Source organism: Candidatus Poriferisodalis sp. (assembly GCF_965208555.1).
GTDB lineage: Bacteria > Actinomycetota > Acidimicrobiia > Acidimicrobiales > Poriferisodalaceae > Poriferisodalis.
In genome coordinates this window covers 306,317-327,727 of the sequence record NZ_OZ242342.1, presented here as the reverse complement: position 1 = coordinate 327,727, position 21,411 = coordinate 306,317, and the positions used below count along the sequence as shown (strand labels likewise).

Annotated in this window: 21 protein-coding genes; 6 read left to right on the top strand and 15 right to left on the bottom strand. The window is 67.7% G+C overall.

What is annotated here, in order from left to right; translation table 11 throughout:
• Positions 1-135: 135 nt before the first annotated feature.
• Together ACOGXE_RS01805 and ACOGXE_RS01800 are read right to left on the bottom strand one after the other, a co-directional pair.
• Entirely contained in the window at positions 136-2,349 is a 2,214-nt protein-coding gene (locus ACOGXE_RS01805) for a fibronectin type III domain-containing protein (RefSeq protein ID WP_419932253.1), read from the bottom strand.
• A gap of 156 nt (positions 2,350-2,505) precedes the next feature.
• A complete protein-coding gene (locus ACOGXE_RS01800; RefSeq protein ID WP_419932252.1) occupies positions 2,506-3,402 on the bottom strand; it encodes a hypothetical protein in 897 nt (298 codons plus the stop codon).
• Between the two features lie 308 nt (positions 3,403-3,710).
• Here ACOGXE_RS01800 and ACOGXE_RS01795 point away from each other — a divergent pair, with 308 nt between their 5' ends.
• Positions 3,711-6,467, top strand: coding sequence for a cell wall-binding repeat-containing protein (locus ACOGXE_RS01795; RefSeq protein ID WP_419932251.1), 2,757 nt, complete (start codon positions 3,711-3,713; stop codon positions 6,465-6,467).
• A 1,310-nt stretch (positions 6,468-7,777) separates the two neighbouring features.
• Positions 7,778-11,098 carry a fibronectin type III domain-containing protein gene (locus ACOGXE_RS01790; protein ID WP_419932250.1) on the top strand — a complete coding sequence of 1,107 codons (3,321 nt, stop codon included), beginning with the start codon at positions 7,778-7,780 and terminating at the stop codon, positions 11,096-11,098.
• Between the two features lie 128 nt (positions 11,099-11,226).
• Here ACOGXE_RS01790 and ACOGXE_RS01785 read toward each other — a convergent pair whose 3' ends face one another.
• The 4 genes from ACOGXE_RS01785 to ACOGXE_RS01770 form a co-directional block, all read right to left on the bottom strand.
• Complete coding sequence (locus tag ACOGXE_RS01785; protein WP_419865392.1) at positions 11,227-11,361, bottom strand: hypothetical protein; 135 nt, start codon at positions 11,359-11,361, stop codon at positions 11,227-11,229.
• Positions 11,358-11,870: a hypothetical protein gene (locus ACOGXE_RS01780; protein WP_419932249.1), complete on the bottom strand. Its 513-nt coding sequence runs from the start codon at positions 11,868-11,870 to the stop codon at positions 11,358-11,360. Before ACOGXE_RS01780 ends, ACOGXE_RS01785 begins: the two co-directional genes overlap by 4 nt.
• Before the next feature lie 84 nt (positions 11,871-11,954).
• Positions 11,955-12,446: a hypothetical protein gene (locus ACOGXE_RS01775; protein ID WP_419932248.1), complete on the bottom strand. Its 492-nt coding sequence runs from the start codon at positions 12,444-12,446 to the stop codon at positions 11,955-11,957.
• 2 nt (positions 12,447-12,448) lie between these two features.
• Entirely contained in the window at positions 12,449-12,802 is a 354-nt protein-coding gene (locus tag ACOGXE_RS01770) for a hypothetical protein (protein WP_419932247.1), read from the bottom strand.
• 206 nt (positions 12,803-13,008) lie between these two features.
• On the opposite strand from ACOGXE_RS01770, the gene ACOGXE_RS01765 reads away from it, so the two are divergent.
• Entirely contained in the window at positions 13,009-13,878 is an 870-nt protein-coding gene (locus tag ACOGXE_RS01765) for a metallophosphoesterase family protein (protein ID WP_419932246.1), read from the top strand.
• Positions 13,879-13,920: 42 nt separating this feature from the next.
• On the opposite strand, the gene ACOGXE_RS01760 is transcribed toward ACOGXE_RS01765, so the two are convergent.
• From ACOGXE_RS01760 to ACOGXE_RS01750, 3 genes are all read right to left on the bottom strand, one after another.
• Entirely contained in the window at positions 13,921-14,145 is a 225-nt protein-coding gene (locus ACOGXE_RS01760; protein WP_419932245.1) for a helix-turn-helix transcriptional regulator, read from the bottom strand.
• Between the two features lie 234 nt (positions 14,146-14,379).
• Positions 14,380-14,892 (bottom strand): hypothetical protein, encoded by a 513-nt coding sequence (locus ACOGXE_RS01755; RefSeq protein ID WP_419932244.1) that lies wholly within the window; start codon positions 14,890-14,892, stop codon positions 14,380-14,382.
• 306 nt (positions 14,893-15,198) lie between these two features.
• Positions 15,199-16,131, bottom strand: coding sequence for a nucleotidyltransferase family protein (locus tag ACOGXE_RS01750; RefSeq protein WP_419932243.1), 933 nt, complete (start codon positions 16,129-16,131; stop codon positions 15,199-15,201).
• Positions 16,132-16,323: 192 nt separating this feature from the next.
• Between ACOGXE_RS01750 and ACOGXE_RS01745 the strand changes: the two genes are divergently transcribed.
• Together ACOGXE_RS01745 and ACOGXE_RS01740 are read left to right on the top strand one after the other, a co-directional pair.
• Positions 16,324-16,566, top strand: coding sequence for a FitA-like ribbon-helix-helix domain-containing protein (locus tag ACOGXE_RS01745; protein WP_419932242.1), 243 nt, complete (start codon positions 16,324-16,326; stop codon positions 16,564-16,566).
• A 5-nt stretch (positions 16,567-16,571) separates the two neighbouring features.
• Complete coding sequence (locus ACOGXE_RS01740) at positions 16,572-16,994, top strand: PIN domain-containing protein (protein WP_419932241.1); 423 nt, start codon at positions 16,572-16,574, stop codon at positions 16,992-16,994.
• A gap of 222 nt (positions 16,995-17,216) precedes the next feature.
• On the opposite strand, the gene ACOGXE_RS01735 is transcribed toward ACOGXE_RS01740, so the two are convergent.
• The 4 genes from ACOGXE_RS01735 to ACOGXE_RS01720 all read right to left on the bottom strand — a co-directional run bounded on the left by ACOGXE_RS01735 (position 17,217) and on the right by ACOGXE_RS01720 (position 19,299).
• The gene (locus ACOGXE_RS01735) at positions 17,217-18,110 is read right to left on the bottom strand and encodes a nucleotidyltransferase domain-containing protein (protein ID WP_419932240.1); all 894 of its coding nucleotides are present in this window, start codon (positions 18,108-18,110) and stop codon (positions 17,217-17,219) included.
• Positions 18,111-18,263: 153 nt separating this feature from the next.
• Positions 18,264-18,689: a type II toxin-antitoxin system VapC family toxin gene (locus ACOGXE_RS01730; RefSeq protein ID WP_419932239.1), complete on the bottom strand. Its 426-nt coding sequence runs from the start codon at positions 18,687-18,689 to the stop codon at positions 18,264-18,266.
• Positions 18,690-18,695: 6 nt separating this feature from the next.
• Positions 18,696-18,989: a hypothetical protein gene (locus ACOGXE_RS01725; RefSeq protein WP_419932238.1), complete on the bottom strand. Its 294-nt coding sequence runs from the start codon at positions 18,987-18,989 to the stop codon at positions 18,696-18,698.
• A gap of 79 nt (positions 18,990-19,068) precedes the next feature.
• Entirely contained in the window at positions 19,069-19,299 is a 231-nt protein-coding gene (locus ACOGXE_RS01720) for a hypothetical protein (RefSeq protein WP_419932237.1), read from the bottom strand.
• Between the two features lie 341 nt (positions 19,300-19,640).
• Between ACOGXE_RS01720 and ACOGXE_RS01715 the strand changes: the two genes are divergently transcribed.
• Positions 19,641-19,868, top strand: coding sequence for a helix-turn-helix transcriptional regulator (locus tag ACOGXE_RS01715; RefSeq protein ID WP_419932236.1), 228 nt, complete (start codon positions 19,641-19,643; stop codon positions 19,866-19,868).
• A 33-nt stretch (positions 19,869-19,901) separates the two neighbouring features.
• Here ACOGXE_RS01715 and ACOGXE_RS01710 read toward each other — a convergent pair whose 3' ends face one another.
• Together ACOGXE_RS01710 and ACOGXE_RS01705 are read right to left on the bottom strand one after the other, a co-directional pair.
• Entirely contained in the window at positions 19,902-20,693 is a 792-nt protein-coding gene (locus tag ACOGXE_RS01710; RefSeq protein WP_419932235.1) for an NYN domain-containing protein, read from the bottom strand.
• Between the two features lie 18 nt (positions 20,694-20,711).
• The gene (locus ACOGXE_RS01705) at positions 20,712-21,281 is read right to left on the bottom strand and encodes an exonuclease domain-containing protein (RefSeq protein WP_419932234.1); all 570 of its coding nucleotides are present in this window, start codon (positions 21,279-21,281) and stop codon (positions 20,712-20,714) included.
• Positions 21,282-21,411: the final 130 nt, after the last annotated feature.

Sequence of the window (21,411 nt, the reverse complement as noted above, 5' to 3'; positions counted from 1 at the left end):
CCCACCACCACAGCGCCCCGACCCAGCGACCCGGCAGCGACTCGACTAGCCGTTGTCGTCGGGTGGCGAGATCGAACGACTTCGGCCCATCGCGCTCGGTGGCGAGGTACCAATTGAAATCGATGTCGGAGAGTGTCAATCCTGTATTGCACGAGGTTCGGCCGGCTCCTGGGACAGCGACACCTCGATTCGGGATCCGAGCTCGAGGGACAGCTCGGGATGTCGCCAATAGACCTTGTACTGCCGTGTCTGCTGGGGCGTGTTTGTCTGAAGGAACCCGCGCGTGGCGTCTCGGAAGCGGAACTGCCGGTCCTCGATGCGCAGCACCCAGTCGGCCGGCATCACATGGTCGTAGCCGTAGAAGTCCAGGGCCTCGGTATGGGTTCGCCCGTCGGCGTCGACCCGGTAGCCCCGGTACCACGCCAGTATCAAGAACTCGTAGCTCACTCCGTCCCGGGTGTGCGTTCTCGGCGTCAGGTCGCCGAAGCGGTTGAGCTTGTTCTGGAAGCCCCAGTAGCCATTCGTCGATTGATCGAGTGAGCCGACGGTCAGGGTCGCGACCCAGAACGCCGTGGAGCCCCGGCCGGGCTCGGACCATTCGCTCTCGGCGCCGTCGCCTTGGGCCCTCACAGCGACCTCGTATGCAGTGTCGGCCTGCAATCCCGTGATCTCAGCCGGCGAGGCGGCGACGTCCTGCGGTCCGTCTGACCACTCTGACGCACCCACGGCGCGGTACCGCAGGTCGTAGCCCGTGATCGGAGTCTCGGGATGCTCAGGTGCCGTCCACCGCACCGATATCGAGTTCAATCCCGCATCTGCGACGGTCGGCCGGGCGGCGGCCGAGACGGTCGTCTCGACCCCCTCGGTCGTCTCCGTCTCATTGTCGTCGGCGCCCTGCTGTTCGTCGTGCTGTTCGGCTTGTTGGTGGGCGAGCAGCGACGCCGCCGCGTGCACGGTCGCGGTGGTCTCGGCGGTCCACGGCGACGCTGACACCTTGCCTCGGGCGTCGCGGAACCGCGCCCGCAGCTGCACCTTGTACACCGCGCCCTCCTCGAGGCCGGTGAGGGTCACCGAGGTGGAGTCGCCCCCAGGCCACTCGTTGCCGCGATGAGCCTCGTTCGCGAACCGGAACGACAAGAACTCCAGATCCTCACGCGCCCAGCTCACCCGATACTCGAACGGCACCAGCACCGGCGCCTCCCACGACACCGTCAGCTCACCTGCAGCACCGCTCCACAGCACCACCTCGCCGATCTCGTCCTCAGCGCGCACCACCACCTGCACCTCGGCGTCCTGCTGCTGGACTTCGGCCTCGTGCTGCGCGTCAGCGTTTCCTTCTTGCTGGGCGTCGCCCTCGGCCTGGTCGTCCTGCTGCTGCCTGTCGGACTCGTGCTGATGCTGCTCGTCGGCTTGCCCAGACTGTCCCTGCTGCACATCGGCTTGGTCGTCCTGCTGCTGCTCGTCGGCCTGATCCTGCTGTTCCTGGCCCTGCTGCACGTCGGCTTGCTGGTCCTCTCCCTGCTGACCCTCGGATTCGTGCTGCTGCTGGACCTGTTCGGGCTGGTCGGTGGGTGCCTGTGCGGTGTTGGGCGCCATGCGATAAGCGAACGCCTTGAGCCGCAGATGGTCCAGCACCCACATCGTGTCGCCGTCAGACCAGATCCCCGCCGGCTCAGAGTTCCCCGCATCAGCCAGGCCGTCGAACCCCGACTGCGGCCTCGCCTCGCCCGACGCCAGATCGTACGCGTCGATACGCGCCGCTGGACCATCGGCCACCCACAACGTCACCCCGTCAGACCACAGCCCACGCGTGCCCGACCCCACACCCGCCCCGACAGAGCGCAACGGACGGGCATCGCCGGTCGCCGCGTCGAACGCCGCCACCTCGCCCCCACCCGCATCCACCACCCACAGCGTTTCCCCGTCAGACCACACATCACCCGGCGAGAACCCCGGATCCACCGTGCGCCCCCCCAACAGCTCACCGCTCACCACATCGAACCCATACACCCTCTCGCTCGCCAGATCGCTCACCCACAACACCTCACCGTCACCGCCGACCCCCATCGGCATCCACAACCCCACCCCCGACCCGTCAACATCACGACCCTCACGACGCTCACCGCCCGCCAGCCCATAGGCCAGCACCGCACCCACCACCGGATCAGCCACCCACAACGTCACACCGTCAGACCACAATCCATACGGCAGCACAAAACCGGCACCCAACGAAACATCACCACCCGCCACACGACCCCACACCCTGTCACCATCGCCCGCACCAACATCCTCAGCACCCACCGGCGCCCCAACCCCAACCACCAACACCACCACCAACAACACCGACACCCACCGACGCCTCACACCGCCAACAAACACCCCCAAACCTCCCAGCCCAACCGGACCAACACCATCATGCCAGTCCACACCCACCACCAACAGCGCGTCTGAGCCAGACCTCGCCCGCTATACAAATCTCTTGTTAGACCCGCCAGCGGGGTGGGGTCAGGGACGTGCTCGTGCCCAGCCGGCGAGGTGCTCGACGCCGATAGTGCCGCCGTTGCGTGCTGTGCGCCAGCCCAGCGGCAGGTGCCAGCAGCGTTGCGCCCGCGAGACCAGTCGGGGTCGAAAGATCGCGTGCATCAGTCGCGCCGCGGAGTGAGCAGCGACGCAGATCGCCACTGCTGCGACGGGGGTGCTCGGGCTGCCCGCGGCGGACTCCAGGACTCGGTCGAGCCAGGCGGGCAGCTCGAAATAGCTGTGAGCCACGACGGCGAGCGCCGCAATCAGCACGAGCAGCGGGACGATCGCCAAGGGCGTGGGCAATATCGGCAGCGTTGCGGTGGACGCCTCGTGGGTCCACGAGGAACCCAGCCGACTCGATGTCGTCGCTGTTCGCGCCTTGACCTGCCTGTCGCCGGCCCATCGCACGGTCGTGATGATGGCGTCGCCGTCGTGGAGAAAGCCGTCGATCGTACGGGCGAGCCCGTCGGCTTCGCTCGGGCTGAGCATTGCGGCGCGGCCTGCGGCCGGGATGATGTGGGACAGTCGCCATCGCCGCTTGTAAATCTGCTGAGGCGCTGACGCGTCGATTCGCGGGTTGCACCCGGCGGCGATGGCGAGCTGCGCGACGAGATCGCTGTCGTCGCCCTTCGACAAGAAGCTGACCCACACCCGGTGCCGGGAGCCGTCGCAGACACGCACGACCGTCAGGCTCCGGCGCAATCCGATGCCCTTGGGGCGCGCGAGCGCGGACCGCGCATGGCTGGGGATGGGGGGTGAGCTGCCAGCGGTGAGCTCCCACCATTTCCAGTTCCCGTGCCCCAGCGGGTTGCGGCCCGAGATGAACACGACTGCTCCCACGAGCACGGACCCGCCGATGAGGACTATTGCAGTGATCACGTGCGGCGGCCTCCTCGTGCAGTCCTACCACGATCGCCGCTGTCGGGCCCATGACCGGCCAAGTGAACGTGAGCGCCGGTTGCGACGTTTGGCCGCTCCTGACTGTTGCGCAGCAGTCGAATGACTGCATTCTGGTCTGTGTTAACTAGCCTGTCCATGTCATTCGGTGCAGGGATTCAGCAAATGCATGTCAAACGGTGGACACAACGATGCGCTGCCGCCCGGCGAGCCGACGTGGCGGGCGGACGAGATGCCGCCGCTGCCATGAGACGTTCTACTGGCGTCTGGCGGGGACCTCCAGCCGCCGCATGAGAGCTGCTCGCATCCTGCTCGCATCCTGCTCGCATCCTGCTCGCATCCTGCTCGCGTGCGCGTTGGCGGCATCGTCGCTGAGCCTCGTCGGCGCCCGAGCGGTGAGCGCCGCGAACACCTCAGGCGAGCTGTTCGTCGATCCTGACGATGGGCAGACAGTGCTCGGGCAGGGCGGAGTGCGTCCGCTGGCGGGCCGTGACCGCTACGACACCTCGGTGCTGGCAGCGTGGCGATTCGCGCGCCAGCGCGGCGGCCTCGGGGCGGTCTCCACGGTGGTGCTGGCTTCGGGAGCATCGATAGCGGACACGTTCGCGGCGGCAGGTCTCGCGGGCTACCACAAGGCACCGGTCATGCTCACCCAACCGGATCGGCTGCCTCAGCAGGTGGCCGAGTTCATCGACGCCCACGACGTCTCGACGGTCATCGTCATGGGCGGCCCCGCCGCAGTCGGCGAGCGGGTGGTCGCCGAGGCGGCCTCGCTCGAGGCGGAGCCGACCGTGCGGCGGGTGGCCGGTGCGGACCGGTACGGCACGGCCGCGGCGGCGGCCAGGGAACTTCCCGGTGACACCGCCTGGTGCGGTGCTGAGGGTTCCGCTGCGCTGCTGGTCAACGGCGATGACAAGCGTCTCGCCGAGGCTGTGGGGCTGGGATCGGTGGCGTTCGCCCGTGAGCTGCCGATCCTGCTGACCCGTCGTGACGAGCTGCCCGATGCCGCTGCCCAGTACCTGCGGCAGGCGGGCATCGAACGGGTGGTCATCGTCGGCGGCACCTGGGCGGTGTCCGGGACGGTCGTCTCGCCGCTGCTGGCCGAAGGAGTCGACGAGGTCAACCGAGTGGCGGGCAGCTCGGCAACGATCGGCGCAGCCGCGGCGGCGCAGCTGTTGACGGCGACGTGCCGCGACGAGCTCATGCCGTCGCAGAGCGTGGTTGCGCTGGCCGATCCCCGCTCGCCGATCGAGGCGGCAGCGGCCGCGCCGCTGCTCGCAGTGGGAATCGACGACTCCGGTCCGGTGCCGCTGCTGCTCGCCGGCGGCCCGCTGCCGCTCTCGGTTCGAAGCTTCCTGGCCAGAACCCCGCGCGATGTCGGAGACCGCAGGAACCACCTGCTGGTGGCGGCCATCGGCGAGATCGACGACGAGACGATGGCCGAGGCGATCGCTGCGGCGGCATCGGCTCGGCCGCTGAGCGCCCAGATCCGCGTCGCCCCAGGCGACGACATGCTGCGCATCAACTTCAGCGAGAGCCTCGAGGTCGACGTCTCGCGGTTCAAGGGCAGGGTGCGCGACCTGCTGTATGTGAACGGAGCCCCCGCCTGGATCGAGGGAATCGATCTGCTCCCACGCGTCAGCAGCGATCCGTGCGGCCTGTTCTCGTCCGTCGAGGTGACCGTTCATGACCCCTTCGAAGCCGGCGACCTGATCGTGCTGGAGACGGCCGAGGGCTGGCACAGCACCAACGACGACCGGCGCTCGATCGGCGGCGACATAGAGGTCGTGCAGCCGCCCCGCAGCGTGTCGGGCCGGCCGTCGATCACGGCGATCGCGCTCGTCGGCCAGACCGACCTCTGGGTTTCAGTGCAGGCCCCACAGTTCCGCGACCCCGCTGTCGGCGACGTCGACGAGATCACCGTCAATTCCGGGCGCATTCGGGTGATCGCCGACAGCGGCGCCCCGGTCGGCGTCGGCTCCCCGACGCGCGTGCGTCTGGACCGTTTCCTGGGGACAGCGCTGTACTCGTTCCCGCTGCTGTCGGAAGGCGGCCAGTATGCGCTCGCGCCCGGCGACCGGGTCGTGCTGCGCAGCGGCGTGGCGATCAACGAGCGCCGCCAGCGCAGCGCGAGCCGCGGCGTCACCGTCACCGCGCCCACAGCGCGCCTTGCCATCGAGTCGGTGCTCGTCGGGACGCCCAATCCCGGCGTCGACGACAGCGTGCGGACGGCGCGCCCAGAGAAGATTGATGGCATCAGCACCAGAGCGAAGGCTTCGCTGGGCGCGTCCGTCGACATCGTGGCCAAGTGGTCCGGCTCGGCGGCGGGCGCAGCAGGCAACGGGTGGCGGATCGACAGCCAGACGTCCATGAGTGCATTCGGGGAGGTCGGCGACGATCCGCCGGTGACGCAGGTGTGGGTGGAGTCGAGCAGCCGGCGCATCACCATCCGCCACATCGATGCTCCCGGCGACGAGACGCGGAGCCAGACCTACGGGGAACTCGTGCAGATGCTCAACAGCAACGGCGACTTCTCGCGGCATTTCTCGGCAGAGCTGCGCGACCCCTGTGCAGGCGACGACGAGACCGTGGACCTCGGCGAGGCAGGCTTCACCGGCGACATCGAGTTCGAGGGCGGGATGAGCTCGGTCAGCTTCCTTGTCCCCTTCAGCGACTATGTCACCGAGTATCTGGGCGCCGGCGAGAGCCTCGGTGAGACTCCGGATGCGTTGATAAGGGACATCCTCGGCGGGCTGCTGCCCGCGGACGCAACGTGGGGCCCTGAACAGCTGGAGATCGCGGCCCCGGTGCCCGGCAGGCACGTCGTATTCCGGTTCACCACCACCGAGCCCGAACACACCATCGCCCAGGCGATCAACGTCCGCCGCGAGCTGATCGAGCTGCGAGAGGGACTCGCGAGGGGCTCCGACGATCCGAACACCGAAACCGATGAGAGCGTCAGCGCCGGACGACGCCTGTTCGTCGTCTCCAGCCGGGACTCTCGGCTGCACCGTGACTGGCCCAGGGGAGCTAACAGCAGCCCCTGAAACCCGCCCGCTCGGTTACCCGAGAAACCAGGTGACACCTGAGCGGCGAGAAGTCAGTACTCTCGCATGCGGGCCAGCCTCTTCGGTGCGGGAAACAACTCAACAGCGTCTGCCAGCTAACCCGCACCGTTGAGGCTGGCCTCCTCGCGCACTGTACTGTCTGGCAGTGAGGATTCGCCACCAGTACACGTTCGCTCTGAGGGGCCCGTGCCGACAGCAGATCGGCCTGGTGGGCGGTGATTCACGGCTCAGAACCTCTCACTGATGTGCCGAAACCACACCAATTAATACGAAAACACGCTACATTGACGCCCGCGGCAAAGAAATCGCGGCATCATCGGACTCTTGAGGATTCGCCATTTGGCGAAGGCTCTTTTCACACTTCTCAGTGAGCCTCCATATGATTAGCGCGCTTTTCTTCCCGGTAGCGCCGCAGCCCGGAGCAGCCGATCGTGTTTTCTCGTCGGTGTTCTATGGATGCGGCCGAGACGGTTAGCTTCAGCTCGGTTGCCACACCCCGAACAATGAAATGCATGCCCCGGATACGAGTCTGACGTATTCCTGCTAGTTCAAACGCGGACTAGCGTGCCGGTGGCGTACGTGGCCTGTTTCCTTAGACGGTTTGGCGGAGCGAGCTCGCGAGGACCCGTCTCGCCGGCCGGGGCGGGTCCTCTCCCAGCGTGCGCAACAGCGGCGCGCGGCGCTCCCTCGTCAGCCGGTGGGAGAAGGAACATCACAGCCACTGAGTTGAACCTCGAAAATCGGGCAGCGAACAGCAGATTTTCAAGAAAAATGAACGGGAGCTCCGCTCCATCCGACGGCCGGCCGCGTTGCTTGCGGCGTCATCGTGTCGAACTGGCCGACGGGCCCGGCAGCACCTCGGGATGTCCTCGTATGACGCCTCTGTCATCGTGAGGAACGACTGCGGCACTGTGTCGGTTCACGTCGACAAACCTCCGAAAGCGTGCGACTTCAGGCCCTCGCTGTAGATCAACGCAGGCAGGTCGCAAGAGTCTTCGATGACGTCAGCGCATCGATCTCGACCGTCATCTCATTGCCGGCAGCCGGTTGGGATGATGTGATTGTGCTGGTTCGAATGTGCTGTATGGTGGCGGATCGTTGTCGGCACCTTCGTCGGCAGGTCAGTGTCGGTGCCGGCGGTGTTGTCGGCTGTTTTGTGGAGGCTGGTGCGATGAGCGATTCGGTGCGGTTCGGTGCGGCTGCGGGTGTTGGGCGCGTGGCGGGTGCGCGAGGTGACGGCTGGTCGCCTGTCGTAATCCCCCCCCCCCCCCCCAAGAAGCGGTCGCGGGGTGAGGCGCTGGGCGGCGGCGTTTGCGGTGTTGGCGCTGTGCGCGTCGCAGGCGGTGCCGGTGGGTGCCAGCGAGTCGGTGCCGGAGCTGGCCGAGGTGGCGGTTGCGAGTGATGCTGCGGGTGAGCTGAGGGTTTCGTGGGAGGCGCCTGAGCTGGCGCCGTTTGAGTATCGGGTGCGGTGGGCGCGCGACGATTTGGAGTATCTGTCGTGGCGACAGCCCGATGAGGCCGGTCGGGGCAATGCGTGGCCGGCTGGGGACGCGACGTCGATGACGCTGAGCGGTCTGGCTGAGGGCGTCGGCTACAAGGTGCAGATACGGGCGCGGTTCCGCACCGCTGAGGGCAAGGTGATGGCGTCGCCGTGGAGCGATGAGCTCACCGTCACCGTCGCTGCCGCGCTCGCGCCCGTCCAACAGCAGCAGCAGCAGGCCCAGCAGGACGAGCAGGCCCAGCAGGAGGCCCAGCGGGACGAGCAGTCCCAGCAGCAGGCCCAGCAGAAGTCTGACCCGCAGCAGGATGAGGAGTCGTCGCAGGGCGAGGCCCAGCAGTCCGAGCAGGCGCAGGAGGGGTCTGGGCTGGGCTGGGGCGAGGTCGGCGGGTTTGTGGTGTCGAGCGGTGCGCCGGGGGAGTTGACGATTTCGTGGTCGACGCCTGATCCGGTGCCGGATGATTATCGGGTGATGTGGGCGCAGGAGGATCTGGGGTGGCTGACCTATCGGCGGCTGGGCGATGGGGAGACCCGCGGGAATCTGTACCCGGCGGGCGATGTGACGTCGTTCACGCTGCGGAACCTGCCTGTGGGCGTGTCCTACAAGGTGCAGATGCGCGCCCGCTACGGCGTCACCGGTTCGGGGCCGTTCGCTCGCACCGAGCGCAGCGGTCCGCTCACCGATCTGGCCACCGTCGAGATCGCCGACACGGTGCCGCTGCCGGGCGCGCCGCGGCTGATGGGCACTGCGCTGGGCCCGTTCGGGGCGGTGACGCTGTCGTGGGCCGCGCCTGCCGAGGGCGGCCCCGTCGAGGGCTATCGGGTGTGGCGCGGCCCACGGCCTGACGAGCTGGCGGTGATCGCGGACGGCCTCGCCGCTGAGGTGACCACTTACACCGACACGACCACGCCGCCGGGCCAGACGCTGCACTACGCGGTGCAGGCCTACAACGGCACCGGCGAGGGGCCCGCCTCTGGCGCCCTCAGCGCTGCCACGCCCGCGCTGCCCCAAGCACGCGCCGAGCCGGTGCTGATCGAGCCGGTGCTGGTCGAGTTCGTCGATCCCGAGCCGCTCATCGCCGCCCAGCAGAACGCAGAGACCCCGCTGGTCACCAACTTCGCCCGTCGGCAGACGCAAACCATTACGCGATCGGTGGCGACGCGATTCCACGCAGGCAACACTGGAACCTGGCGGCTCAACGCGATCGAGCTGCAGATGGCCCGCACCGACCCCTCCCTTCGCAACGCGGCGACTGTGGGGGTGCATGCCAACCACAACGGCCGGCCCGGCGAGCTCCTGTGGGAGCTGACCCCGCCGTCGGACTACCTCACAGACGCCGACGACGACTTCCGCACCTACCGGTTCAGCGCGCCCGAAGGCGCCATCCTCGAAAGAAACACCTTTTATTGGGTCGTCTCGACCGATGAATCCACTGGTGCCGCGGGCTACATCCCCGCTTACCGGGTCGCCATCGGCGGCGCGGAGGAGGGCACCGGGTTCAGCATCGCCAACGGGAGTTTCAGCGGATTGAATCTCACGACCATTTTGTCGTTCCCGCTGAAGATGGCGGTCTGGGGCGCCCAGTTCGATGAGCCCCACGATGAGGCGTCGCGCAGTGTGGTGGCTGCGGGTGGTTCGGTGGGGGGTGCGTTTCATCGGTCGCGTGATGTGGACTGGTTCAAGATGACGGGTCTGGAGGCGGGCCGGGTGTATGTGGTCGATGTGCTGGGCGAGCAGCATGGGGGCGGCAGCGCCCGGCGTGCGGCGATCGTGGGCATCTACGACGCCGACTCGACGCGGCTCGACAACGACGGCAGCGGTGGCGACGACGATTATCAGTTGCACGAGGTGGGGGGCTTTGCGCGTCGTCGCGCGTATTTGTCGCCGCCGTCGGATGGGGATTACTTCGTGGCGGTGGAGCTGCCGCATCTGTCGGGTGGGGTGTGGGCGTTCTACAGCGATGTGGTGTCGGATCCGGCGTCGGCGCCGGCTGGTGCGCTGGTGGATCGCTGCCACAGATGCGGGCTCCGGGAGGCGTATGTGGTGCTGTCCACCTATACGGTGGCGGTCACCGACCTGCGCAGCACTGATGTGACGCATAATCTCGGTTCCAATGTCGCTGCCGACATTGCCACGGTGGCGGTGGGGTCGAGCGTCGAGGGGTTCTTGCACGACAGCTTCACGCTCGGCGCGCTCACGACCGGCGCGGGCGCGCAGCTGGTGCGGGTGGAGGGGCTCGAGGCGGGCCGCCGCAACCAGTTCACGCTCAGGATGCACGACATCGGCGGGTCGCTGCTCAACGACGTCAGGCCGCAGGTGAACCTTTTCACCCTCGACGGCTCCGATCCCGAGGGGCTGAGAGGCCTTGTCAACTTCGGGGTTTCGGGGGGCTTTTCACGCGCCCGCGGCTCCTGGGAGCACTATTTCAACCGGACCCCCGGGGATTATGTGCGCACGGCGGCCAATTTCGAGAACGAGGGGCTCGTCATAAGCGCCGTAAACGGCTCCGGCGGGGAGCCGCCGGCCAAGTATTTGGGGTCGCGTTACACGCTGTATGCGTGGGGCGAGGCCGAGGATCCCGTAGGGGAGGCCCCGGGCGAGGACCTGCCCGGCACCGACGGGTGGCGCTGGCAGCTGCGCCGGCATCTGTTCACGCCGGGGTTCGTGAGCGCCGACGCCGGAGAGGCGGCGGTGTCGGCGACGGTGGACCGTGACGGTGACAACGACTGGTTCCGGGCGTGGATGAGCATGCACGACTACAACACCGTGACGGTCACCCAGACCGCGTCGGCGGGCTGTCTGCGGGTGCGCATGTACCAGTCCCCCAGGCTCATCGACGTGGCGGTTCCGTGGGTCCGCGGCGAGAGCGAGTGGTCGAACGCGACGCGCATCACCGCCGCCTGGGACCCCTACTACGACCACGGCGGGCCGCGCGAGCAGTTCACCTTCGAGGGCATCCACTACATCAGCGTCGAGGCCGGCCCGCTGTACACCCACAACACCGACAGCACCACCCGCTGCACCCTCGCCGGGCTGAGCAACACCCAGCGAGCCAACTACACCCGATCGAACCCCCGCACCGAATACACCGTCTCCTTCACCAACAACTAGCCGCCGTCGCGTCGAGTGGGGGAGCAGGTGCGGGGAGCCCGACAGCGTCTCCTGGAGGACCGGAGGGCTCCCGGCCCCCCCCGCACCCGGGTGCCCCGTCGGCAGCAGCGAAGCTGCCGCGGGGCGGCTCAGGTGAACAGCAGCAGCAACAGCGAGATGGCTGCGAAGCCGCCGATCACGATGGTCAGCGCCCCGGGGATGCCTGCAGGCAGCCGTCTGCGCCGCAGCAGGAACCGGACCGGGGCGAACAGCGTGCTTTTCACTCAGAGGCGTTCCCGTCCCCGCTTTGGGAGTCGCTTACGTCCACGGTGAATGACGCCGAGGTGACCGTGCTGCCCGACTCGGAAGCCTCGTCGTCGTCGGAGGGCTCCGAGAAGGTGACGGTCACGGACTCGTCATCGAAGTCGTCGTCGGCGAGGGCCTCGATGCTGATCGACCCGCGGGTGGTGCGGGTGCCGTCGACGGTGGTGCCCTCAGACACGGTGACGCTGACCGCGGAAGTGTCGGAGACGTCCACGACCCAGTCGGTGAACGCCGGGTCGCCGCTGCACCAGTAATGGGTGTAGTCGATGCTGGCGGTCGATCCCTCCGCCAGGCTCACCGAAGCGGGGCTGAAGCTGAGGCTGACTCGGCAGTTCGCCGACGTGGCGGCCAGCGCCATCGGCACGGCAATCGCTGCGGCACCCGCTGCGATGACGACCGTGAGAATCAGCAGCGGCCGCCGCCTGCTCTTTCGGGTGCCGTGTCGGGAGGAATGAGGTCGTGATGGCATCAGCCTGCTGCACCAAACTCTCCTACGGCAGTTAGCTGTCAGCATATCCGCTGATATGTGCCGGTCTGTCAATGTCAATACAACTCAGCGGTGCTGGTTGCTGCCCGGCGGAGCGGTTCCGAGGGCGGCTCGGAGCCATTGCCGCTGGCGGTCGCCGAGCGAATTGGACGGGAAGGCAACCGCTATCAGGTCTTCGATGCCCTCGACGGTGGCGACGCCGGTGATCTGAGCGAGACGCCGGATGTCTTGGACATCGGTACGGCGTGCGGAACGCGTCTTCATGGCCTGCATGTGGGCCGCACTGGCCGCAGCAACGATCAGGTGGGGATGCTCGAGCACCGCGATGGCTTCGCGCCGATCCGGGGATGGCATGTAGGGGGTGGCCTGCTCGTTGAGCCATGTCGTGGGCCAGCTGCGCTCACGGGCGATGGCGAGCACCGCTTCGATCACGGCGCCGTAGTCGCCCTCGATCGCACCGCCGATCACGTAGAGGCGTGCGTGAGCACCTCGGCGCCTCAGCCGTTTGGCAAGCTCGAACAGCGCCGAACGGAGATCGTCGGCGGTGAAGGGTCGCACGATCAGGTGACCGTGAGCTCGTCTTGTGGCAGCCAGACGCCGTGGCGGCCGAACGCGGACGGGGTCGCAGCCACGGTGCGCGCGCGGTCGAATCCGAAGCAGCCCCCAGCGAACCAGCAATCGGACAGGAACCGGCTGGGATGCTGTGTCCACGCAGGGGGATCGGTCTCCGCCTCGAGGCTGAGGTGTTCCGCGAATGCGGCGACGAGAGCATTCCAGCGAACATCGATCGGCAGAGGCCCGACTGCGACGAGCGTTGGATGCACCTGCGCGGCCGTGTGCTGCCAGACCATCGCGAAGTCGTGCAACAGCAGCCGCAACCGGAATTCGTCGTCGCCTCGGCGCAGCGCCGCCACCTAGTGGGCGAGCTGGTTGGGAGTTTCGCGGCGTGCAGCCATGATCGGGTCTCAGCCTTGGACGCTCTCGAGGCGGTTCGGGGGCCCGGTGTCGATGCTCGAGCGCGTCACGCGGCTGCGGCCGGCCTCGCATCGTCCAAAACCATGCCGTCCTCAGGGCTGCACTTGCGTAGGGTCGGTGCATCGACGCGTCTGGGATGAGCGACATGTCTGACATGCCCCGCTGGGACCCATATGAGTTCGCCACCGGCAGAGCTTGGGACGACATCGCCGAGCTCGCCTCGGTTGTGGTGACGAATCTGCTGGTCGTCGGCGACGTGCACGGCGAGGCCAGACACCTCTCCAAGGCGGTCGATCTTGCAGTCGACGTCGGCGCGGGAGCGATCGTGCAGGTCGGGGACTTCTGGCTCGCCGATGCGACTTGGAGCCGCCTGAATCCGCTGGAGTCGCAGTTCATGTGGACCGCGCACGACGCACCGCTGCCGATCATCGTCGTCGACGGCAACCACGAGGTGTGGCCCGCGCTGAGCAGCTACGCCCGCACGCCGGCCGCGCAGGCGGCTGTGGCGTCGCGTCGGCCGCTGCACTTGGGTGGATCGATCTGGTGGGCATGGCGGGGAAGCGTTTGGACCTGGGGCGGCCGGACATTCGGCGCGCTCGGCGGCGCGGTGTCGCCGGATCGGCACAGCCCCGCACGGCGCGGCTACCGCTGGGACGACGAGGCCACCACCGGCGCAGACCTCGATCGGCTGATGGCGAACGTCGACGCGGAGTTCGGCGGCAGCCTCGACGTGCTGTTCACCCACGACGCCCCAGCACAGGTCCGAGGGCTCAAGGCAACAATGCCCGGCGTGCCGTGGGACCTTCGCGAGGCCGCGAAGCATGGGCGAGGTCTGCTGCGTGAGGCTGTGGAGCGAACCCAGCCTTCGTTCGTGCTGCACGGCCACTGGCACCGCACCCACCGCGAACGCATCGGCGAGGCGACCGAGGTGTTCGGGCTCAGCGCCGACGGCATGGCAAATAGCGCTGCCCATCTCACCACCCATCCCGCACTCGGGGTCCGCTACATGGGCTGAACCCGACAGCGGCCATTGAGAAGCGGCTGAGCGCGGTCGCGCTCATGCCGCCTCGCCGACGATGCCTGCCGCCCGTGGCCGTTCCTCGATCCAGGACTCGATCTCGTCGGTGCGCCAGCGCACGCTTCGCTCGCTGACCCGCAGCGGCTCGGGGAAGTCGCCGCGGCGCATCGCTCGGTACAGCGAGGTGGTCGATAGCCCTGTGAGCCGTTCCACTTGGGCTCGGGAGAGCAGCGGCGTGAAGGTTGGGGGGGTGTCGTGTTTCATGGCTGGGATTGTCCCGTGAGCAGTCCGACACAGACCGACATAGTCCGACACGGACCGACTTCGCACGACCTGGCCCGCCGCGATGCGTCGCGGCGCTTGCCGCTGCGGGTGCCGCGGGCTGTCGCGTGGGCCGTCGGATTTCGGAACACACTTTTGCATTGAAATGCCGATGCCCCTATCGCGTGCAGTTAGCTGTGCATGACGCAGGGTCGCGACAGAGAGGCCGCGGCGGGGCTAGCGGCGATGCTTGCGCCGCCACTCGTACAGCGTCTGGTACAGCCCGGAGCGGGTGATGCCGCATTGCGCGGCGAGGTCCTGGACCTGCACGCCGTTGGAGGCTGCGTTGTGGGCTGCCTCGAGCCAGTCGTCGTGCGCTTGCTTCTTGGCGGCCGCGGCGTCCAGGTATCTCTGGCGCATCTGGGCGACGTGCTCGAGCTGGTCCGCGATGTTGCGATAGCGGGACTCGGGCGTGAGGCGGGCCCGGTTGGCGACCCGACGACGCGGCGTGCGGGATGGTCTCGCCTGCTGGGTCGGCTCGTCGCCGGGGTCCGCGGCTTCGGGCGCGGGGCGACCCGCCGGCCGTGGGGGAGTGCCGTCGTCCCACAGCCGGCCCTGCGGCTCGGGTTGCGGAGTTTGCTGCGGATGCGGCGAAGACGGCGGGTCCGAGGCAAGCGGCCGCTCGGCGGCGCGGGACCTCGCTGCCTCGACCTGTTCCCGTGTCGCAGCCCGCGGCCGGCTCTTCGCCATGGCGGAAACCTAATGCACGATCTCCGGGCGATGTACAGCTAACTGTTCGGGATGCAGGTATCGAGGATTGGGCACACTCGCATGAGCGAGAGCGACACTTGCGGCACCGCGCACCGATGCGCAAAGGGTGCCGTTCGGCAGCGGCTGCATTCCGTTCGACTTCGAGCGCACGATCAGCACGACCCCGCTGGCCTTCGGGGCGCACCGCATCTGGACACCCGCAGTAGAACTTCTCGTCGTCTAGGGCTGCGTCCGGCGAGCCATCTGCCCCAGCAGGTGTGAGGATGCCAAGGGAGGTGCGTCGGGTTATGCGAGGTTGAGCGTCTCGGCGAGCTCGCGGGCAGAGCTGCGGCACTCTGTGAGCGCGTCGGTGTCGGCGCCGCACGTCCGCACTCGAGGCCATGAGAGATCCTGCCGGTCGCCGCACTCTCCGAGAGCGTCGGCGTCCGCGCCCTCGGCCTCGAGTTGGTCAGTGACGTATGCGGCGAGAGCCAGAGCGGCGCGGGCGGCTGCCTGCGCATCGTCGGGGTCGGCGTCGTCGGGGTCGACGAACGCCGGAGCAGCGAGCCGCTGCCAGACATGGCGTTCGGGATCGGGCAGCGTTGCGATGAGTCGGCGGGTGTCCCCAGAATGCGGTGGCAGTTGCTGCAGCCGGTGGACGTGGGCGACCCGCGCGGCGCTGCGCACCGCACTCAGCGCCCAACCGACGGTGCGGGCGCTGGCCTCGCCGCCGGGCGTGTCGCCGCGGCGATGGAAGCTCTCGATGCTCCACCATCGGCCCAGGGTGAGCCCGAGGCTCTCCAGGCGCAACAGGGCCTCGCCGAGGGCGGTCAAAGGCAGCTCGATCTGCTTGTCCCAGTCGATCTCGGAAGGATCGAGGCGGTCGAACAGCTCGACCGCGTCGGCCGCGATAGCCGATTCCAGGGCAAACGGCAGCGGGCTGCGCGCCGCCCAGGTCGGCGCATCGGTCGCCACCACGTCCACGCGGTAGCCCACCGCTTCCTGTGCCGCATAGCTGAGATCGTTCTGGAAGCGGCCGTGGCAGACGTCGCAGTCCAAGTCGTCCGCCGATGCGAGCACGGCGAGCAGGTCGATGTCGCTGTAGCGGCGCGTGTCGCCGCGGGCGACCGAGCCGAACACCAGCACGCGTCCCACGCCCTCGCGCCACAGCGCTTCGGCGGCGCGGCGCGCGTCGTCGATCGTCGGAGGGTTCCAGGCCATGTCCCCATCGTCGCTCATCGGCCCTGCCGCAGCGAAGCCGTTTTCTGCCCGCATGTCGCAATCAGGTCGGGCCGGCGGCGCTCATCGGTGCGACCCGGGCGCGAGAAGCTGACGGGCGCAGCGGAACCTCGGACTGCTGGACCGAACCCGAGTCGGTATGATTGCATTGCAATCGTTCATGGCGAATCAGCCGGTTCTGGAGGCGGAACGATGGCGAGCATCACGATTCGGAACCTGGACGAGCACGTCAAGACCGGGCTGCGCATACGGGCCGCGGTGCACGGCCGCTCGATGGAGGAGGAAGCTCGGCGCATACTGCGTGCCGCCGTGCAAGCCGATGCGGCGCCTGCCGATCTGGTTGCATCGATTCGCGAACGAGTCGATCCGCTCGGCGGCGTCGAGATGGCGCTGCCCCTGCGTGAGCCGATGCGCGAACCGCCCCGGCTCGGCTAGCCGACATGTTCGTCTTGGACACCAACGTCGTTTCGGAGCTGATGCGCCCCGTCCCCGAGGCGACGGTGACGGCGTGGGTGGCGGGCCAGGCGACGTCTTCGCTGTACCTGACCGCTGTCGGCGAGGCAGAGCTGAGGCTCGGAGTTGCGATCATGCCCGAAGGAGCGCGCCGCGATGCGGTTGGCGCAGCAGTTGAGGCGCTCCTTCGGGAGGACTTCGCAGGCCGGATCCTTCCCTTCGACAGCGAAGCCGCGGCCGCCTATGCAGCGCTCGCTGCGAGCCGTCGGGCTGCCGGCCGCCCCGTGGCGCAGGCAGATGCCCAGATCGCAGCGATTGCTGCAGCCAACGGCATGGCCGTCGTCACGCGGAACTCCGACGACTTCGTGGGCACCGGCGTCGAAGTCGTGAACCCTTGGCCGCCCCGCTAGGGACATGGCGGGCACCGACGACACGCAGCGGCGCACTGCTGATACCTACGAGTACCTGCCCGACGGCTACCCGGCTCATATAGCGGACGCGTTCGAGCGCTTCGGCGACATCTACGACGAGATCTGCGCGGAGCTGTTCGATCATCACCCGTTGCTCGGCACCGAACCGCCTGCTGAGCCGGGGCCCTCACGCCGTGGAGGCCGGTGGCAGAGAGGGGCTCCTCAGCGGCAGGTGAGCAATCGGCGGTGGCTTTCGATCACCTCGGCGTCGAGGTCGAGCCTTTCGAGGGCCCAGGCGACGATGTCGTGGGCTGCGTCGTAAGCGGTCGCAGCCCAGTCCGGGTCGACGCGTCGGGTGCGCTGGCCTGGTTCGTCTTGTCCGTGATTGCGCCAGAAATGCATCTCGACGAGCAACGTCGCGCGGTTGTCGACAGCGTGCTCGAAGGCTTCGGCGACCCATGACGGCTGCGGCGCCAACAGGTCCGACAGCGTGTCGCCCTTAGGGGGAGCTGCGCCAAGGGTCGCGACGTGCATGACCCGCGCTGCGGCGAGAATCGTCCGATAGGCGCGGGCCAGCATGGAGGTGTGCCGCACTCGGCGGCGGTGCTCGGCGAGCACAGCGTCGTCGCGGGCGAGCCTGCGCTCGTTGTCGGTCACGCTCTGGCAGTGCTGCAGCGTCACGATCTCATCCGAGACGGCCTCGAGCCGATCGGCTAGCTCAGCCTCGTCGCTGTCGGGTCGGCCGATCGGCTTGGACCAGTCGACGGCGTCCGAGACGTAGCGGTGCGTTTCGAGCTCGATCGCGTACGCCGCGATGTGCGCCTCGAAGCTTGAGCGCACCTGCGTAGAGCGGATTCTCCACTCGGGCTCGTCGGTGAGGAACAGTTGGATCGGGAACTCGCAGACCCGCCGGACGATCCTCTCCAGATCGAGCTGACGCTTCAGTCGGATGCTGTAGTCCAAGTCGGCGTCGATGGCAACAAGGTCGATGTCGCTGTGGGGCCCGGCGCGTCCGCGTGCCACCGAGCCGAACACCAGCACGCGTCCCACGCCCTCGCGCCACAGCGCCTCTGCGGCGCGACGCGCGTCGTCGATCGTCGGCGGACTCAGGGCCATTGCTTCATCGTGGTCCATCGCACCTGTTCGAGCGAAGCCGTTTTCCGCGTCCAGCAATCGTTGGCGTGCGCCCGTCTCAGCAGCCGCTGCCGTCGCGTCGGCTCGGCGGACGACCGCTCTGGCCGCCGCAGCCGGCGGGGGAGAGGTTGCTCCTCAGTCTCGAACCGCTTCTCCAGGAAGCAAAGTGAAGTGCAGGGCATTCGAGGGCTGCACCACCGCGAAGTCGCGATGGTTGAGCGTTGCAATCCGCGTTGCGCCCATCCGCTCGGCAATGGCCACGATCGCAGCATCGACAAATCCGAGGCTCAGGTTCTCGTAGGTCTCGACGAGGCGAGCGGCACGGAAATAGTCCTCGTGCAGCAAGTCCACGACCTCGAATGCTCCCCCGAGAAGGACATCAAGGAAGTCAACTTCATGTGCCGTTCCGAGCCGCCGACGAAGCATCGCACATGTCTCGACTACCACCGGGGCCGGAAGGACGAGTCGTCCTTCGGATCGGAGTAGGTCACCGCACGCCTGGTGATCAGACTCGCGTCGGTTGCGCGCTGCGAACAGGACGCTCGTGTCGAGAATCAACACGCCGGCTCAGTCGAGGTCGAGCGAATAGTCGGAGGGCTGGGCCTGAAGTCGCGCAAAGTCGTCGCTGATCGCCTGGTGCTCTCCCAGGAGTTCGTCTGCCAGTTGCTCGCGGGCACGACGTATGTCGAACATCTCACGCAACGGCACGTCAGCACCGCCGATGAAGGCCTCCAGGGCCCGCCTGCGACTGGCTCGTTCGACAAGTTCGCAGACGAACTCGTCGACGGTGATGCCGCGTTCGTCGGCCTGCGCAGCTACCGCGGCTGCGACATCGTCCGGCAAATGAACGACCCTCGCCATGAGACGCAGGGTACTCATCGGCGGCGACCGCTCAGAGCGCCCGGCTTCTTGCGGCAGATCCGGTTCGAGAGCGTCGCTGTCAGCAGGCGTCGTCGCTGCGTGGGGCGATGTGGTAGGTGAGGTCGGGGTCGTCGTCGAAGAGCTCAGCGGCGATGGTCGGGTAGATCTGCGCGAACTCGGCCCAAGCCTGCGCGATCGCGGGGTCTTCGCCCGGCGGTGTTCTGTCCACCCACTCGATCTCGCCGTCGATGTCGATGAGATTCGGATGCGCAGGCGTGTTCGGCTCTGTCGGTTCCGGCTCATCGTTCATCGTCGCGGCTCCTGGTTGCTGGGCTTGGGCTCTCACACGATGTCGCTCGCGGCACGAAGCAGCGACTCAGCGCCGTGCGTCGGCGCAGCCGCGTCCAGTGTCGCACGCTTCAGCATTGCCAGGGCCCTATGTGCGCGGTATGTACAGCAAACTGTGCGCGACACGGTGTCGCGCATTTGAATGCAAGCGTGTGTCCCCCAGAGCGGCTCCGCAGCGCGACACCCGCGACGCGCTGCGCGACAGCCCCGCGACACCCCGACCCGCCCGTCGAGATCGCAAAATGTCGTGATAAGTCGTGCGAGGTCGTGCCGTGTAGCGCTACAGGCACAACGCTGCGGCCCATGGAACACGCCCAACCTGAACCGCAGGCCCCGCTGCTGCTGTCCCGTCCCGAGGTGGAGCGGCTCACCGGGCTGTCGACCAGCTCGCTGTATCGCGCCATGCGCAGCAGCGATTTCCCCGAGCCGCTGCGCATCGGCAAGCGGGCGGTGCGCTGGCGCTACGACGAGATCCGAGCCTGGATCGAGGAACGACCCCGAGCGTCAGGCATCGTCGGCAAGGCCGCATGACCCACGGCTCGAAGGGCGCGCCGTGTGCAGCGATCACAGCTTGCTGAGGTAGTTGGTGTCGTCTCTGACGGTGCCGAAGTCGGCTTCGTCGAGATAGTGCGTCCAAACGGCGCGGCCACGCAGATGCAGAGCTCGCTTCCGCACCGGCGGTTTCCACCAGAGCGCCCGCTCCACGCGCTTGCCCAACGACATCGCTTCTTCGATGGCGGGGAAGAGGTCGGTGTCTCCAGACACGACCACGGCGACGTCGTAGAGGTCCAGACGGGCACCGCGCACCAGGTCGAGGGCGAGCAGCACATCGATGCCCTTCTCCTGGCCTACCCAGTTGGTCACTTCACCTGTGGTTGACCAGCCAGTGGCTTGGTAGCGCATGTTTCGAGTGTGGAAGCTGACCCCCGGCAGTCTGGTCCATCGTGCAGTCTGCCGATCAAAAGCGACGCGCAGGTCACGATGGCTCTGCCAGCCCGGACGTCCTCTGTACACGTGAACTTGGCTGAGCAGCCGTTGCGGGTCCACGGTGCGTCCGTGTTCGCACAGGAGTTCCCCGAGCAAGTCTGGATGCACATGGCCGACAGTCGGCGGGTCGAAGTCGGGATTGCCGAAACGCGCTCGCGTCCCGTGCCAGGAATTCTGATAGTCCAGGAAGACGGCGACTTCGGTGCTGTCTGGATTGGGCATCAGACAAAGATAAGCCCCGCCATGCCCGGCAGAGCCGGCCAGACGGGGAGGAATAGACGAACTGTAGCGCGGGTGGCCACCTGCTGTCGCACTCGTGGCGAATCCGGCCAGCGGCTGGTGCGACACGGGCTGTTCGGGCGGCGACACATGTGCGGCGAAGTCCGATCACCGCGGCGCGCGTGTGCGGGCGCGCAGCGCGGCGTGGGCTTGCTGCCATGCTGCGAGGACTTCGGCGGCGTTGCGGGCGTCGTCGAGGCCTCGGTGCTGGGTGCCGGCGAACTCCTTGCCGATCATCGAGCACGCCGCCGGCAGGCTGCAGCCGTCGATTCCCCGCCAGCGGGCGAATCCGCGGCGGATGTCGACGTGGCGGGAAGCGAACCAGCCCGGCAGGTCGACGCCGTGGAACTCGGCGTCGTACGCGAACTGGCGGCGGTCGTAGACGCCCCACGAGCACAGCCAGTGGTCGCCGGGGCCGGCCCAGTCGACGAACCGCTCGAGCACGTCGGGGAACGGTTGTGCAGCGTCGGCCTCACGCTGGGTGATGCCGGTCAGTTCACCGCAGAGGTCGCTGAGCATGGGGTGGCGCACCGGCCGCACCACTTCGGAGAACCGGGCCTGCTCGGCCCAGTCGTCGCCGAGGCGCACTGCGCCGATCTCGATGATCTCCCGCTCGCTGTCGGGGAACTGCAGACCCGCCCAGCAGGTCGCCTCGACATCGACCACCACCCAGGCCACGCCGCCGAGTCTAGGAACGCGTCACCGGCTCGATCCCCTCCGCTAGCGACGTGGCCCGAAGGTGTGTAGCACGATCTTGTTAGGTTCTCAGGCAATCTCTCAGGTCGATGTCGCTGGCAGCGAGGTGAAG

Bases quoted from the DNA above. Each gene is read 5' to 3' on its own strand.
- ACOGXE_RS01755 (WP_419932244.1), bottom strand. From the start codon at position 14,892: ATGGCGAAGAGCCGGCCGCGGGCTGCGACACGGGAACAGGTCGAGGCA.
- ACOGXE_RS01735 (WP_419932240.1), bottom strand. From the start codon at position 18,110: ATGGCCCTGAGTCCGCCGACGATCGACGACGCGCGTCGCGCCGCAGAG.
- ACOGXE_RS01725 (WP_419932238.1), bottom strand. From the start codon at position 18,989: ATGGCGAGGGTCGTTCATTTGCCGGACGATGTCGCAGCCGCGGTAGCT.
- ACOGXE_RS01780 (WP_419932249.1), bottom strand. From the start codon at position 11,870: ATGCCATCACGACCTCATTCCTCCCGACACGGCACCCGAAAGAGCAGG.
- ACOGXE_RS01795 (WP_419932251.1), top strand. From the start codon at position 3,711: ATGAGAGCTGCTCGCATCCTGCTCGCATCCTGCTCGCATCCTGCTCGC.
- ACOGXE_RS01760 (WP_419932245.1), bottom strand. From the start codon at position 14,145: ATGAAACACGACACCCCCCCAACCTTCACGCCGCTGCTCTCCCGAGCC.
- ACOGXE_RS01750 (WP_419932243.1), bottom strand. From the start codon at position 16,131: ATGAGCGACGATGGGGACATGGCCTGGAACCCTCCGACGATCGACGAC.
- ACOGXE_RS01740 (WP_419932241.1), top strand. From the start codon at position 16,572: ATGTTCGTCTTGGACACCAACGTCGTTTCGGAGCTGATGCGCCCCGTC.
- ACOGXE_RS01715 (WP_419932236.1), top strand. From the start codon at position 19,641: ATGGAACACGCCCAACCTGAACCGCAGGCCCCGCTGCTGCTGTCCCGT.
- ACOGXE_RS01745 (WP_419932242.1), top strand. From the start codon at position 16,324: ATGGCGAGCATCACGATTCGGAACCTGGACGAGCACGTCAAGACCGGG.
- ACOGXE_RS01720 (WP_419932237.1), bottom strand. From the start codon at position 19,299: ATGAACGATGAGCCGGAACCGACAGAGCCGAACACGCCTGCGCATCCG.
- ACOGXE_RS01765 (WP_419932246.1), top strand. From the start codon at position 13,009: ATGTCTGACATGCCCCGCTGGGACCCATATGAGTTCGCCACCGGCAGA.